Source organism: Candidatus Brocadia sp. (assembly GCA_021646415.1).
Taxonomy (GTDB): domain Bacteria; phylum Planctomycetota; class Brocadiia; order Brocadiales; family Brocadiaceae; genus Brocadia.
Genome location: SOEU01000008.1, coordinates 142,457 through 157,354, shown reverse-complemented (window position 1 = coordinate 157,354; position 14,898 = coordinate 142,457). Strand labels below are relative to the sequence as shown.

The 14,898-nt window shown below is 41.8% G+C and carries 9 protein-coding genes, 1 pseudogene and 1 riboswitch; of the genes and pseudogenes, 4 read left to right on the top strand and 6 right to left on the bottom strand.

Going from position 1 to position 14,898, the window contains the following annotated elements; translation table 11 throughout:
- Nucleotides 1-227: 227 nt before the first annotated feature.
- The gene (locus tag E3K36_08665; protein MCF6155310.1) at nt 228-1,178 is read right to left on the bottom strand and encodes a hypothetical protein; all 951 of its coding nucleotides are present in this window, start codon (nt 1,176-1,178) and stop codon (nt 228-230) included.
- 623 nt (nt 1,179-1,801) lie between these two features.
- A riboswitch (cyclic di-GMP riboswitch) is annotated at nt 1,802-1,895 on the top strand.
- 352 nt (nt 1,896-2,247) lie between these two features.
- Here E3K36_08665 and E3K36_08660 point away from each other — a divergent pair.
- Nucleotides 2,248-3,726 (top strand): UDPGP type 1 family protein, encoded by a 1,479-nt coding sequence (locus E3K36_08660; protein MCF6155309.1) that lies wholly within the window; start codon nt 2,248-2,250, stop codon nt 3,724-3,726.
- 345 nt (nt 3,727-4,071) lie between these two features.
- On the opposite strand, the gene E3K36_08655 is transcribed toward E3K36_08660, so the two are convergent.
- The 4 genes and pseudogenes from E3K36_08655 to E3K36_08640 all read right to left on the bottom strand — a co-directional run bounded on the left by E3K36_08655 (nt 4,072) and on the right by E3K36_08640 (nt 8,040).
- Nucleotides 4,072-6,048, bottom strand: a complete 1,977-nt coding sequence (locus E3K36_08655; GenBank protein ID MCF6155308.1) for a tetratricopeptide repeat protein — start codon at nt 6,046-6,048, stop codon at nt 4,072-4,074.
- A 14-nt stretch (nt 6,049-6,062) separates the two neighbouring features.
- A pseudogene (locus E3K36_08650) lies at nt 6,063-6,463 on the bottom strand (PIN domain nuclease).
- Nucleotides 6,447-6,656: a DUF2191 domain-containing protein gene (locus tag E3K36_08645; protein ID MCF6155307.1), complete on the bottom strand. Its 210-nt coding sequence runs from the start codon at nt 6,654-6,656 to the stop codon at nt 6,447-6,449. Before E3K36_08645 ends, E3K36_08650 begins: the two are co-directional and overlap by 17 nt.
- 76 nt (nt 6,657-6,732) lie before the next feature.
- Nucleotides 6,733-8,040: an amino acid permease gene (locus tag E3K36_08640; protein MCF6155306.1), complete on the bottom strand. Its 1,308-nt coding sequence runs from the start codon at nt 8,038-8,040 to the stop codon at nt 6,733-6,735.
- 155 nt (nt 8,041-8,195) lie between these two features.
- On the opposite strand from E3K36_08640, the gene E3K36_08635 reads away from it, so the two are divergent.
- The 3 genes from E3K36_08635 (at nt 8,196) to E3K36_08625 (ending at nt 13,604) form a co-directional block, all read left to right on the top strand.
- On the top strand, nt 8,196-9,137 hold the full coding sequence (locus tag E3K36_08635) for a tetratricopeptide repeat protein (protein ID MCF6155305.1): 942 nt from the start codon (nt 8,196-8,198) through the stop codon (nt 9,135-9,137).
- Nucleotides 9,138-9,146: 9 nt separating this feature from the next.
- Nucleotides 9,147-10,412 (top strand): anhydro-N-acetylmuramic acid kinase, encoded by a 1,266-nt coding sequence (locus E3K36_08630; GenBank protein ID MCF6155304.1) that lies wholly within the window; start codon nt 9,147-9,149, stop codon nt 10,410-10,412.
- 183 nt (nt 10,413-10,595) lie between these two features.
- Nucleotides 10,596-13,604, top strand: a complete 3,009-nt coding sequence (locus E3K36_08625) for a PDZ domain-containing protein (protein ID MCF6155303.1) — start codon at nt 10,596-10,598, stop codon at nt 13,602-13,604.
- Between the two features lie 118 nt (nt 13,605-13,722).
- Here the strand turns inward: E3K36_08625 and sat are convergent, their stop codons facing one another.
- Complete coding sequence (gene sat / locus E3K36_08620) at nt 13,723-14,895, bottom strand: sulfate adenylyltransferase (GenBank protein ID MCF6155302.1); 1,173 nt, start codon at nt 14,893-14,895, stop codon at nt 13,723-13,725.
- Nucleotides 14,896-14,898 lie beyond the last annotated feature (3 nt).

Genomic DNA, 14,898 nt, shown 5'->3' with positions numbered 1-14,898 from the left:
AATAAAATGTGCGCCCGGTTGATTTCCCTGGCCATGTGCTGCCCCTTCGAACGAAAGGCCTTCAGTTCCGCCTTATCCTCTTCGGTAAGATGTATTTCGGTTTGTCTCATACATCATATTATATGTTTCGTTATTAAAAAGTCAATATACTAGGGCCAGTAACCAATGGCAATATTGAGGCAGGGGTGTTTTTGAGTAACTATTCAGCGTATTTTCACCTACTGCCGCTACGAGCGGGCAAAATCAGGCAATTCGCCACGGAATAACATCTGTAATGCCTTGCTCAAATTTACCCCTTGTTTTCGACAGCTCGAGAGATAACTACGAATGCGGCAGAAAATCTTCGCTCCGTCCAGAGAACGAAAACAGCCCGATATTTTCTGCTGAACCTTCGTCATCCTGATATCGTTTTCAGCCAAATTATTCGTGAAGGGAACGTTTTTGTTGTCCATAAACCTCAGCACATCACCTTCATACTCCCGTAATCGTTCCAGGAGATTCCGTGCCTTTGTCCTTCTTACCCGCTCCCTTTTCCCCTCGAAAGCTTCCAGAAACTCGTAGGCCTCCTTGTTAAAGTTGTAAAGAGAGCCTTCGCTCAGCGGTATCCCCATCTGCTCTTCAAAATACTCCTGGATCCTCTTGTAGGGGATCAATTGATACTGCGACATATATACTGCATGCGCTTTCAAATCCGGCCCATACTGCACCGCCTTTGTTACCCCTTCCGGAAATGACGCTACAAACCGATTCCCCTCTGCGTCCTCAACTATTTCTGCTCGATACTCCGTTACTACCCTTGAAATCTTTATATCAAACACTTGGCGCGCTTCGTAACCTACCAACTTGTATTTGCTGCGCGGATACCTCCTCCGGTCTACTTTTATTACTTCCACCTTATCAGGCTTACCAACCTTTTCCAGCGTCACCCCTTCACGTCCCTTTTGCCCACCCGCCTTTCTCTCCCCCTTCGCCCTGCTTTCTCTCTTGCGATTCGGGTCGCTTGCGGGCGGCTTGCTGCTGTTGCGACTGTTCCGGTTAAGACGTCCCACCAGCAGAGTTATCACCAACACCAATAACTCTACCATTGACCTCATCGCCGGTGACAACCCTTTCTCCTCCGAAAGAAGCTTCTCTACCTTCTGGAGCGTTGCATCTATGTCTATATTCTCTATCGTCAATGGATGATAATACCTGTAGTAAAAGCTTCAAATCTCCTACTGCGGCTATTATACCACAGGCTTTTTCACCCATTTCTTTCACTCTATACCGCACCACAAAAGTATGGAATTCTCTGGCTGAACAAACCCCACATCCCTCTTTGCAAAGGCTTCCGATGGACTATGGCGGCCGCATTTACAGCCCTATATACCTCCAACCATACCGACTGCCTACTTTTCTCAAATTGAGTGTCAAGTAAATTCTAAAATATTTTCGCTGAATAGTTACGAAATATGAGCCTCTGGCTCACAAAGGACAGTGAAAATGACAAAAAGCGAAGGGCTCATATGACAGCACAGGAGGTATTTTCAGGTGAAAGGTATCTTTATGCTCCTCGTCATTTCATTGATATAAAAATTCTTGCCGTTCGTGAGAAATTAGATATAATGCATCAAATTATGAATTGACCTATTCAACCTTTGGCTCGCAAAAAGGGGTGTGGAAATGAAGTACAACCCCTTTTTGGTTAAATTACCCGTTGGGTTAAACAAATCAGTCCTACGATTGAAAGTGTTTAAATTTTTATTTGACATATGATTTTATAAATGATATAAAATAGCAAGTTTTAAAATGTAAAGAGACATTACGACAAAGGCAAACCCTGAGCGATCAGGGGGCGCAAAGTAAAGGGTCTTTAAACGTACAAGGATGTGCTGTAAGATAGCCTTGCTGCCGGAGATGTTTTTATAAATATCTTTGCAGTAAGGCTTTTTTGTTTAAAGGATATTTGCAAAAGGTATTTTGCGTTTAGCTGTAAATATTTCAAACCTATAATCATTCTTATAAAAATCTTAGAATTTTTGCCGATAATTTCCCTGATCACCAAAAACTTTTTAATACCTCTCCGGTCATATAAGTCAAAGATTTTAATTTTATCTTGTGGACTTTTTGAAAAAGTGAGCTATTAATAAAACCACAAGAAGCTAAAGGTGATTACAACACGAAAGAAAAGATGATAAAACATAGATATTCAATAAAAAATCAGATAGTTATATTTGTCTTATTAACTCGTTATCAGGAGAAGTACTCATGAAGCTTCCTAATTCTCTCATTGAACCTCCCGTTAATAACGAAACCACGAATAGAAAAGCGCTGGAAAAAGCATATCCGACCTATAAAAGCTGTATTAAGAATGCCTTTGAAGCAGGGCAAGCCCATATCTTCAAATGGTGGGACGAAATAACCCCTTCAGAAAAGGAGAATCTGCTCATCCAGATATCCTCTATTGACTTTCTCCTTGTAAAGAAGATCTTCAATGATGCAGTAATGAAAACCACACAAACAAGTCGAAGTAATTTAATTCCACCACAAATTATAACTATTCCTAAAAATGATGCTGAAAAAGAAATTGCACAAAGGGCAAAACGGATTGGCGAAGGTTCTTTACGGAAAGGAGAGGTTGCTATCCTTACGGTCGCCGGTGGGGATGGGACAAGATTAGGAATCAATGGGCCGAAAGGAACATTTCCCGTCGCACCAGTTAGCAGAAAGAGTATTTTCCAACTTCATGCAGAAAAAATAATTGCAGCTCAGAAAAGATACAACACCAGGATTCCATGGTACATCATGACCAGCGAAAAAAACGACTCTGTAACGCAAAATTTTTTCAAATCTCATAATTTCTTCGGATTAGAACCCCAACAGGTATGCTTTTTCACACAAGGAATGCTTCCCGTCGTGGATTTTCAAGGGAATTTACTTATGGATTCAAGATCAAATATCATAATGAGCCCTAATGGTCACGGCGGAGTACTTGTTGCCCTTAAAGGAAAGGGCATTCTTGATGATATGAAGAGTCGCGGTATTAAAAATATCTTCTATCATCAGATCGACAACGTTTTAATAAAAATTGCCGATCCCGTTTTCGTTGGATTTCATTTGAGAGATGAGGCAGATATATCATTAAAAGTGGTTAAAAAAAGACAACCTGAAGAGAAGGTAGGAATTGTAGTACATATTGATGGTCATTTACACATGATTGAATACAGCGAACTAAGCCAAAAGGATATGTATGCAAAAAATGAAGATGGCACATTGAAATACAATGCCGGGAACATTGCAGTGCACATGATGAATATTGATTTCCTTGAAAAAGTATATCAGAAAGGAGAGTCTCTCCCATATCATGCTGCAATAAAAAAGGTACCATACCTGGGTGAAGATGGCGGCATGATCGATCCCAAGGAAAATAATGCCATTAAATTTGAGAGCTTTATCTTTGATATACTAAAATACGTACAGAAAAGTGTGATTATGGAAGTTCCTCGGGAAGATGAGTTTTCCCCCGTAAAAAACATGGAGGGGGAAAACTCCCCTGCTGCATCGCAACAAGATATGGTTAATCTGTTTGGACGTTGGCTGCGAGATGCAGGCGTTTCTATTCCTACAGACTCTCAAGGCAATGTTATTGGCTTAATCGAGATTAGCCCTTGCTTTGCCCTGGATGAAGAGGAATTGAGAAATAAGGTCGATAAACGTCTGCTGTTTAACGGGAATTTAAACTTATAAAAGTCTTTATCTCGAATTATGGAGGAAAGTTTTATAACGCAAAATGCCTTTGGTCAAGTCGGCGTTGAGGCAGGAAAGATCAATGCCTTTGCGATGCTTGGCAAAAAGGGATTTGAACAGAGAAAGAAGGAAATTGAATTGCTATTCCAGAAAGCACAAAAAAAGTACCACATTTAGCACAAACTATTCGATTTGCACGCTCAAGTTGGCAGTAGGCAGAGTAAGTAGTTGACAGAAGGTGGCACTTTTATTGCCAACCGCCAACTGTTTATTGCATACTACGTCTGTTTCGTTGTGGCTCTGTAACTCTGTGCGCTTTTTAAAAACCTGCACTGTAAACGGTTTTTAGCGTGACGCCTGAAGTTCTTCAATAGTCTTTCTTACCGCATCCGCTTCCACATTCTTTGGGTCGAGTCTCAGGAATTCATTGAAAAAGTATAAAGCCTTTTGAACATCCCTTTTGTGATTGAGATAGATTATTCCCAGATTTTTGTAAGCATTGGGATAATCGGGTCTTAGTCGCAAGGCCTCCTCAATTTCCATAATTGCTTTGTCGAATAGTCCCCTATTGGCATAGACTGTACCCAGACAACTATGCGCTTCGGCATGATCTGGTTCATAATGGATGGCTAGCTTAAATTCATCCATCGAGGCGTCGAAAAGCCCCTTTTTGAAATAAGCAAGCCCAAGATTAAAGTGTGCGTCGTAATAATTTGGTTTTAATAGAAGAGCCCTTTTGAATTTCAAAATTCCTTCATCAAGAAGTCCTTTGTCAATGTAGATATTACCCATATTATTATGGGTAATGGCTGAGTTAGGATTTATTGCTAAAACATGATGGTATTCTCCCAGTGCTTCTTCTCTCCAGCCCTTCTTCTGGTAAGCCATTCCTAAATTGTGATGATACTCAGGATCTGGCTCAATAGCTATTGCCGCCTGAAACTCACGAATTGCTAAATCAGTTTTACCTTCCTGAAGGTAAATCATACCCAGATTATTACGGGCCCTGGAACTATCAGGTGATGCCTCTATGGTTTTTGACCAGAACGTACGCTGGTCCCTCCAGATTTCATTTCTCTTCATTGCGGAGAGTGAATAAAGGACAGCAAGGATTACTGTCAGGCATGTTGTGAATAGGGAAAGCGCCTTGCGGGGATTAGGATTTGAGCGGATAGGAGCATTTGATATTAGGATGCCAAGACTCCCATTTTCCCATGAAATAAAAGGGCGCACCCATTTCGGGATGCTTATCAAGATGCAAGATAGGACCATACAAAATCCTACCGAAGGGAGATAAAGGTATCTCTCGGCCATAATGTTGGCTATAGGAATGATATTCATGGTGGGAACCAGGGTAATGAAAAACCAGAGGATAAAAAAAAACAGATGCTTTGCATGATTATAAAATTTATAGGTAATTACCCCGATCGCGCTCAAGAGCGCAATGCTACAAATAAAAGTTGCGGCAAGCGGGTTTTGGGTGTGCGGTACAATATAGTCAGCATTAAAACAGACGGGAAGGAATAATAGTTTTATATATGAACCAAGAATCTTTGGCATGGTTAGCAGGTTTACCAGAAAGCTATTGCCGGGATACATCAACTGTTTCTCTACAGGATTGTGAAGCCATACGAATCTTAAAAAAAGATAAAAAACGCTCACAAAGAGAAACCCCAAATACAATTTGATGATATTTTTCTTTATCCTTCCGGTGCCATCAAAGACCCAGTCAAAAACGCAGATAATCAAAGGTAAGGTAATAGCCATTTCTTTAGAACACAATGCCAAAAGGTATGAAAATAGGGAAAGGGGATACAGGTAAGTGCGGATTTTAGATTGCGGATTTCGGAATGTTGATTGAATAAATAACAAAAAGGAAACAAGAAAAAAGACAGCGGCTAAGAGGTCCTCACGGTAACTAATTGCATTTACCGCCTCCGTTAATACCGGGTGAGAAGCAAATAAGATACCCGTCAGAAATGAAACGGCACTGTTCCTGGTAATGATAGAAAGTAACGTGTAAACAAGTACCGCACTCATTGTATGGAGTATAATATTGGTGAGGTGAAACCCCAGTGGGTTGAGATTCCATATCGAATAATCAATGAAATAGGAAAGAGTAACGACAGGGCGATAGGTTACTTCTCCCGAACTGCTGAAATAATCGTTGGTAAATAAGACCGGAAAATTTCCCCAATCTCTGATGAAATAATTATTGGTGATGGTAAAGACATCGTCGTAGACAAAGGCATTGTCGAGTGAATTGAGAAAAGTGATAACCGCCAGTGCACTAACGAGTAATATCTGTAAAATCCTTATCATGATCAAATGAGTGCTTAAAATTCATATAAATTCAACCCGGTTTCTTTTCCAATGACCTCAAAATGTCTATCCAGAGTTAAAAGTTTTGCATTATTTGAACTTGCAGTTACAGAAATGTAACAGTCCGAAAGTCCAACCATCTTGCCTTTCTGCCGGAGTAAATAAGACAATTCGTCAGCTTTTCTCCACATTTCTGTAGTATCGGGAAGAAAATCAAATACATACAAAAACTCCTTTAAGACATCAAGCTCCTTTTGGGACTTTGCACCCTGTAACAACTCAGCAAATATAATCCCCGCACAACAAACCCTGGCATTATCTATTAACTCCAAAACAACCTTATAATAGGGGGGTTTTTTCTAAAAAACTCAATCCATGCTGAGGTATCAACCAGAATCTTATCTGAGTCTTTCATCTTTATGCCTGAGTTTGTCTGCGGATTTTGTGAATTCCATCTTGCCAGCCATTACCTTTATTTTTTCCATCTTTTTCATCCGTATTTCATCTTTAATGGCTTTTACAACGGCCTCGGTTTTGCCTTTTGCCTTAACTTCTGACAGCAATTCGTCCAACAATGAATTGGGCAATGTTATGGTTGTTCTGGACATGTATTTCCTTCGCAAATTTATTGCATATATTAGCATGAATATTTATGCTATTTTCAAGTTTTTTTTAGAAATGGTTTCATTCCCTTTTCCTCTTAAAATAAAACGGTAACGACACAACGATTGCTACTGCAGTTGCCGCTATCACTTTTGTCTCTACATGGGATATCAACCAACCGCAGATCAACAGCGCTAAAATGGGAATAGCATATCCACCGGGTATCTTATAGCCCCTTTCCCATTCGGGCCTGTGTCTCCTCAGTATAATGACAGCCAAACAGGTGGGAATATACTGGAGGATACTTACCATAACACTTGCCGCAATCAGATATTTGAAACTGCCTGTTAAGCTTAATACAAGCGTTAAACCCGTATTGACGATAACAGCCCAATAAGGGGTATGATATGTCGGATGTATTTTGGAAAATATTCGGGGAAGAAATCCATCGACAGAAAGCACATAAAGACTCCGGGGACTGGTCAGGGCAATCCCGGCATTGATACCTCCAATAGAAAGCAAAGCCCCGGTACCAATAATGACGCCACCCGCCTCTCCCATAAAATATCTTGCAGCGTCTGCCAAAGGTTTGTCTGATGAGGCAAGTCCGGGGAACGTTCCTGTGGCTACGATCTGAATGGTAACATACAAACCGGTAACGAGCATCAGTACTAAAAACAGTACACGCGGAATATCCTTTTGGGGATGCCGCATCTCTCCGGCAGGTACTACGATAAACTCGAACCCGGTATAGGCATACAAAGCCATAATCGCAGCAGCACTAAAATTTTCATGAGAAAATACTGTCAGCCCTTCATTCCTCATGAATTCCCATTCATTTCCAGTTGATAAAGAAAAATTATTTTTGTTGATAAAAAATAAGCCCACGCCAATGAAGATGAGCAATGACATGAGTTTTCCCACAGTAAAGAAATTAATAATACTTGCCCCCGGTTTTACCCCAAAATAGTTAATGGTACTTAACCCTACAATCAGGATGGTAACGATGGCCTTGCTTAACCATCCATTTTCTGCTGGTAAAAAATATCTCAAATAAAGTTCAAAGCCGCTTGCAACCGATGCCCAGCCAACGATCGATGAAAGCCATATCATCCAGCCCACGAAAAAACCCACAAATGGGCCAAAGGCATCTTTGGCATAAAGGTATGCGCCACCGGTTTTATTATACATGCCGCCCATTTCTGCAAAGCACAGGGCAATAGCGAAGCAAAGGATACCGCATAGTGGAAACATCCATAAAGCATAGCTTCCGGCCAGACCGGAAAGTTGCCCTGGTAATAAAAAAATACCGGCACCCACGATGCTATTAATGCCTAAACAAATGACATCAAAAAATCCCAAAGCCCTTGTTAGACTGTGATTTTGCATATGAAACTGCTTTCGCTAACGGTTTATAATTTCGGATTGACGAATAGCCATTACACTATATAATAAAACAATTGTCATTCCTCTGAAAGCGGGAATCCGGAATCAATGCCCTTTATTAAGATACCTTATAAAATATTTTAAAGAAAAGGATTTTTATGGTGCAGTTTAGAAATTATATTCTCTTATTGCTTCCTGTTATAACGTTTCTCTTCAGCAGTAACCTCGGCTGTGGTAAAAAAGAATCAGACACACAATCTGAAACCCAACGCGCTACTTCTCTCAGGCTTGAGGGAGAAGTGCCTTCTGTCCATAAGAAAACCATGGCAGACGAAGAAATTGAAAGAAACAAAAGACTTCTGGAATCCAATCCAAACGATGCAGTGGCCCATTATAATCTGGGTCTCTTATACGATGAAAAAGGTATGCTTGACGAATCTCTTGCTGCTTACAAAAAGGCATCGGAGATCAACCCTTCTATGGTAGAAGCTCTTGTTGGGCAAGGGAATATTCTCAACAAAAAAGGGAAATCAGACGAAGCAATCTCTTTTTTCAAAAAAGCCCTTGATATTAACGCCCATTATGCAGAGGCACACGAAGGTTTGGGACTTGTGTATGTCCACAAGAAACAGGAGGATGATGCGATCAAATCATTCAGTAAAGCCATTGATCTGAATCCGGGTTTAGTGAATTCACGATACAATCTTGGTATTCTTTATACAAAAAAGACACAATTCAATGATGCCATTGCAGAATGGACAAAGGCTATTGAAATTAACCCGCAAAAAATAGAGATATATTACAACTTGGGTATTGCCTATACGAAACTCGGGAAAATGGATGACGCTATTTCTGTATGGCAAAAGGCATTGGAGGTACGTCCAGACATGGCAGACTTTCATTATGCCATTGGACTGGTACATAAAGAAAAGGGGGACTTCAATAATGCCGAGGGGTCTCTCAAAAAGGCACTCGAGGTTAATCCCAATATGGTAGAGGTACACAAGGTACTCGAAGAATTGTATCGTTCCAAGGGAATGCTGGGTGACGCTGACCGTGAGGCAGAACTTTACAAAAGCCGGTCCAGCCCGCACCACTAAACCCAAAAAATGTTAAATAAACTCCTGCTGTTGCAGCAGAAAGATCCCAAAAGAGTTATTGGTCTCATGTCGGGGACGTCCGCAGATGGTATAGATGCCTGCCTTGTGGAAATTACCGGGAATGGATTAGATACAAAGGTAAACATTCTGGACTTTGAGACCTATCCGTATCGCGATGCAACCCGCAACGCCATCCTTGAAACCAGCAATCGGGAAACGGGTACCGTAGATAAGGTCTGCCAGCTCAATGTTTACCTGGGGAAACTTTTTGCGGAAGCAGCAAAATCCATTGCGAACAAGGTACATGTTCCTATTACGGATATTGACCTTATTGGCTCACATGGGCAGACTATCTATCACTTGCCTGGCTCAATAGTGAAGCAACCTTTAACTCAGTACGAAAATGGGATTGGGGGGCAAGGGTCAGGGGTCAGGGATCATACATGGAAAGCCGGATCCGTGCTTCGCTCTACTCTTCAAATTGGTGAGCCTTCTGTCATTGCCCATGAAACCGGTGTTACTACTGTTGCTGATTTCCGCCCGGGTGATATAGCGGCTGGAGGCCAGGGGGCGCCTCTCGTACCTTATGTGGATTTCCTCCTTTTCAGGGATATAGAAAAGGGGCGTGCCTTGCAGAATATCGGGGGAATTGCAAACGTTACCTTCCTGCCTCGTGACTGCGGTATTCATGACGTTATCGCCTTCGATACAGGCCCGGGCAACATGGTGATTGATCGTATCACGGAGCTTGTCACAAACAACGCAACTCACTTCGATGAAGGTGGCAGACTCGCAGCTGCGGGATCAGTGAATGACAGGCTTTTGGCTGCCCTCCTTGCTCATCCGTATCTGGTTGAGTCTCCCCCAAAGACTACAGGAAGGGAAGTGTTCGGGGGACAGTTTGCAGACAATCTCCACAAAGATGCCGTACGTTCCGGCATCGACGGCCTCGATATCCTGGCAACCGTTACCATGTTTACGGCGCGCACCATTGCAGACAGTTACAAGCAGTGGATTTTACCAAAGCATCATATATCTGAAATAATCGTTTCAGGTGGTGGAGTCTATAATGCCACCCTTATAAAATATCTTATGCAATATTTTCCTCCCTCTGTGAAAATACATTCCATCAGTACCTTTGGTATTGCACCAAACGTCAAGGAAGCCCTCGCCTTTGCCATTCTGGCTAATGAAACAATTTCCGGAAACCCGAATAATATCCCCGGCGTTACAGGGGCGAGGGAAGCGGTTATAATGGGAAAGATTATACCGTGAGTATTTCCTTGATAAATAGTTCCTCTCTTTTTATACTTAGGAGTAAAAGAAAAACTTTAGAATTATAAGAAGAAAAAGTATAAAAAATCCCTTATCCATGCCTGATATGTAAGAAAAAAAGGCATTTTGCTTTTTCTGTGAATAATCACGAGAATACCATTTTTTTGCCAAAAGGAACAGCGCATGAAATCAAAATTTACATTTAACTATTTGCTGACAATATTCCTTTCCTTATTTTCTGTTTCCTGCCTTTTCAACAGCTTTAATACTACCTTTGGTCTGGAACCCAGGTTTGAAAAGCGGGCAGCAAAAGAAGATACGAATTACAAGTTCCGATTATCAGGGATTGTTAGTTCCTATGTTAATAGATTGTATGTAGACCCTGAGCGCATCAAAACGGCGGAAATGCTCAAAGAGGCACTTTCGTGGGAGGAAAGGATTATACCGGAAGTTTTGGTCGACTTTCCTGAAAGTACCAACACAGGAAAGGTTGCTGTTGACGATCTTTCAAAAACATATGATCTTTCTAAAATTCACCGTCCTAAAGATATGGTTGAGATTCTCAATGATGCCCTTACCTTCATTAATACGAACCGCCAACCCATAGAAACCCTTACCGCAAGTGACATTGAATATACTGCAATTAACGGTATGCTTACACAACTGGATCCCCACTCCGTTATCCTGCCACCCAAGGAGTTTAATGAGTTTAAGATAGGTACTACAGGTAAGTTTGGCGGATTGGGGATGGTAGTCGGTTTACGGGAAGGCGTACTTACGGTAATATCACCGATTGAGGGTACTCCGGCAGCAAGGGCTGGCATGAAGGCTGGAGACAAGATTATCGAAATTGATGGAGAGTCAACGGTCAACATGAACCTTACAGAGTCCGTTGGAAAATTACGGGGGGACCCCGGAACTGAAGTTACGCTCTCAGTTTTCACCGAAAAGACAACCCAACCCAAGCTGGTAACGCTCAAACGTGAAATTATTGTTATTCCAACGGTAGAATCCGCATCTCTGGAAGGCGATTTAGGCTATATAAAGATAAGAAACTTTCAGGATGATACCTCTCAATGTCTGAATGAGCATTTAAAACGTTTGAAAACATCCACTAATAAATTAAAAGGGTTGATCATCGACATGAGAAATAACTCTGGGGGGCTATTGGATCAAGCCATTGAGGTTGCCGATAAATTTCTCGGAAAAGGTGCTATTGTAATTACGGTTGGTCCAAGTGGCCATCCAAGAGAGGTGCAAGAAGCGAGAAAAACGGATACAGATGAAGAGCTTTACCCCATAGTGGTGCTTGTCGATGCCGGAAGCGCCTCGGGTGCAGAAATTGTTGCCGGGGCGCTTAAGGAAAACGACCGTGCAATAATTGTCGGTGACAGAAGCTTCGGCAAGGGTTCTGTCCAGCAGCTCATTGAACTTATGGATGGTTCAGCATTAAAATTAACCATTGCTAAATATCTCACCCCTTTGTCTACAGATATTCAGTCGGTTGGTATTACTCCCGATATTAAACTTGTTCCTGTAACCGTTGCAAAAGACAATATCAACCTCTTCCGGGGGATTGTTGCCCTTCGCGAGGAAGACCTCAAACAGCATCTCGATGAACATCGCAAAGATGAAACTTCTTTTGCCACACTCAGGTATTATTTAGAAACTAAAGAAAAGGATAAAACTGAAGAGGCAGAAGAGGAGGCGGAAGATCCCTATAAGCTGCCGGATTTTAATACGGACTTTCATGTCATTTTTGCCAAAAAATTACTCACAAACGCAACTGCCTGGCAGCGGGAAGCATTTTTACGAAATTCTTCATCCATTATTGAAGAAACTGCCCGATCGGAAGAAAAGAAAATTGCTCAGGCACTTCAAAAATTTGATATTGATTGGTCTGCCGGTATAAGCACAGGGACGGCAAAAACGAATGTTTCTTTTTCCACAAATCCTGCAAACGGACGGGTAAAGGGTGGTGACAAGATTACTCTTACCATAAATGTGACAAACGTTGGAGAAACACCATTGTATCAGTTGCGGGGTATATCATCGAGCAAAAACGGACTCTTCGACAAGCTCGAGTTTATCCTTGGGAAGATAGAACCGGAAGGTACGAAATCATATTCCACAACAATAGAAATCCCCAAAAATTCTCTCGATAGAGAAGACGAAGTCTCTATCAAGTTTGAAGAATTAAATAAATGTAATCCTAAGGATATCAAATTTAATATTGTTACAGAGGCGCTCCCAAGGCCACTTTTTGCTTATTCATATCAGATTCTGGATACGGTAAAGAACTCCTCAAAAAACAATGGGGATGGATTAATACAGAGTGGAGAGGATATTGATCTGCTTGTCCTTGTAAAAAATATTGGAGAAGGAGCTGCCGAAAAAAATGTAGTTACCTTAAAAGATTTAAGCAACAAAGAAGTTTTTATAAAAAATGGCAGGGCAGAAATAGGGACATTAAGTCCTGGGGAAATAAAAGAGGTAAAACTGTCTTTCGTTGTAAAAGAAACAATGCATTTGGATAAGTTCAGTGTGGATGTGGTTATCTCTGAGATGATTTTCGGGACGTTCATAACCGATAAACTCACCTTCCCCGTCATAGCAAGCAAGTCTAAAATGACCCAGACTTCCGGCCTTGTAAAGGTGCGGAGAAATCATACTCCTTTGTATGGCGGAATGTCTTTTGATTCTCCGGTATTATCAATGATGAAGGATGGGACCCGTTTGGCATATAATGCAAAAACCCATGAATGGTTCCGCATAACGCTTCCAGGTGACCGGTACGGGTGGGTATCGGCAAAAGAGGTTGTCGAATCGAATGGTGCACGGACAGAACCGACTGCCGTAGAACCTTATCTGCAACGTGTGCCACCTGTGATTACCTTGAGCAAATCCTTATCAAATATATTATTTGGAAACGATCAGTTACCGCTAGCGGCTGCCATAGAAGACGATATCTATGTGAAACATGCCTATGTGTTGATTAATAACGACAAGGTCTTTTTCAAGTCCAATAAATTTCCTACACCGAAAGAACAGGCCCGACTGGAAATCAATACAAACCTCCTTTTGAAGGAAGGGCCTAATGTTGTAACGATCGTTGCACGCGATGATCATGACCTTGTTACCGTCAAATCATTTGTTGCGACGAGAGGTATTACTGTTGCGAAAGGGTTATAATCTTAGATGTCCTTTGATTGGGTATTCTCAAAAGTGCAGGGGCGAACGGCCGCTCGCCCCTGTCTATTTGGGGAGGATTTATATCACACCGGACTTTCGTGCAAAATAATTACGAAAGCTATTTTAACTTTTGGTAATATTCACTCAATACCTTTGCAACCTCTGGTCTTGTAAAAGTGGGTGGTGGAGCTTGTCCTGCACTCAGCATTTTACGGACTTCTGTACCACTCAAAATGACGTGATTGGACGAGTCATGGGGACATGTTTTATAAGAAGCCATACCGCTGCAGGCTTTACAGTAGAACGTATGGTCAAAAAATAACGGTGTAATTCCTATCTCCTGCGGATCAAATTCATCAAAGATGTAATGGGCGTCGAATGTTCCGTAATAATTCCCGACGCCTGCATGGTCTCGACCCACAATAAAGTGTGTGCAGCCATAATTTTTTCTTACGAGAGCATGAAAGACGGCCTCCCGAGGCCCTGCATACCGCATAGCTGCGGGAAATACCGACAACATTGCCCTATCTTTTGGGTAATATTTCTCTAAGAGGATTTCATAACTTTTAATCCTCACATCTGCAGGTACATCGTCACTTTTTGTTTCCCCTACCAAAGGATGCAAAAAGATGGCATCCACGATCTCCAGTGCGGATTTCTGGATATATTCATGGGCGCGATGTACGGGATTACGAGTTTGGAATCCAACCACGCGTTTCCAACCCTTTTTCACGAACAATTCCCTTGTCTCAACTGGATCCAACCGATATGATAAAAAATCGGAAGGTTTTGCTCGATTGACTACGCTAACCTTGCCACCCAGAAGATATTCTCCCATTTTATAAACAGCATCCACGCCAGGATGTTTTCTATCATCCACACCATAGACTTCCATGGATTCTTTCGGTTTGTCGTGATGAAAGATTTCCTCCAGATGTAAAATGGCGATCACCTCGTTGGCTTGATCTGCGAGGGCAACATCTTTGCCTGGCTTGAGCCCTTCGACTTCCTCTTTTGTAGCTGCGAGAACAACTGGAATTGACCATGGCAATCCATTGGCCAACCGCATGTTGTCTACCACATTATCGTAATCAGCTTTACACATAAATCCTTCCAGAGGACTCATTGCACCAACCGCAATCATGTCAAGGTCTGACATCTCACGGGAATTTAGCTGGATTTTTTTCATGTCGTAATGAGTTGCTTTATCCAGGAACATTTCCCGTTCTTCCATGGAAACAATTCTATTAACAAGCTTACCCCCATGTGGGGCAATGTTTTTAACCGTCATTCT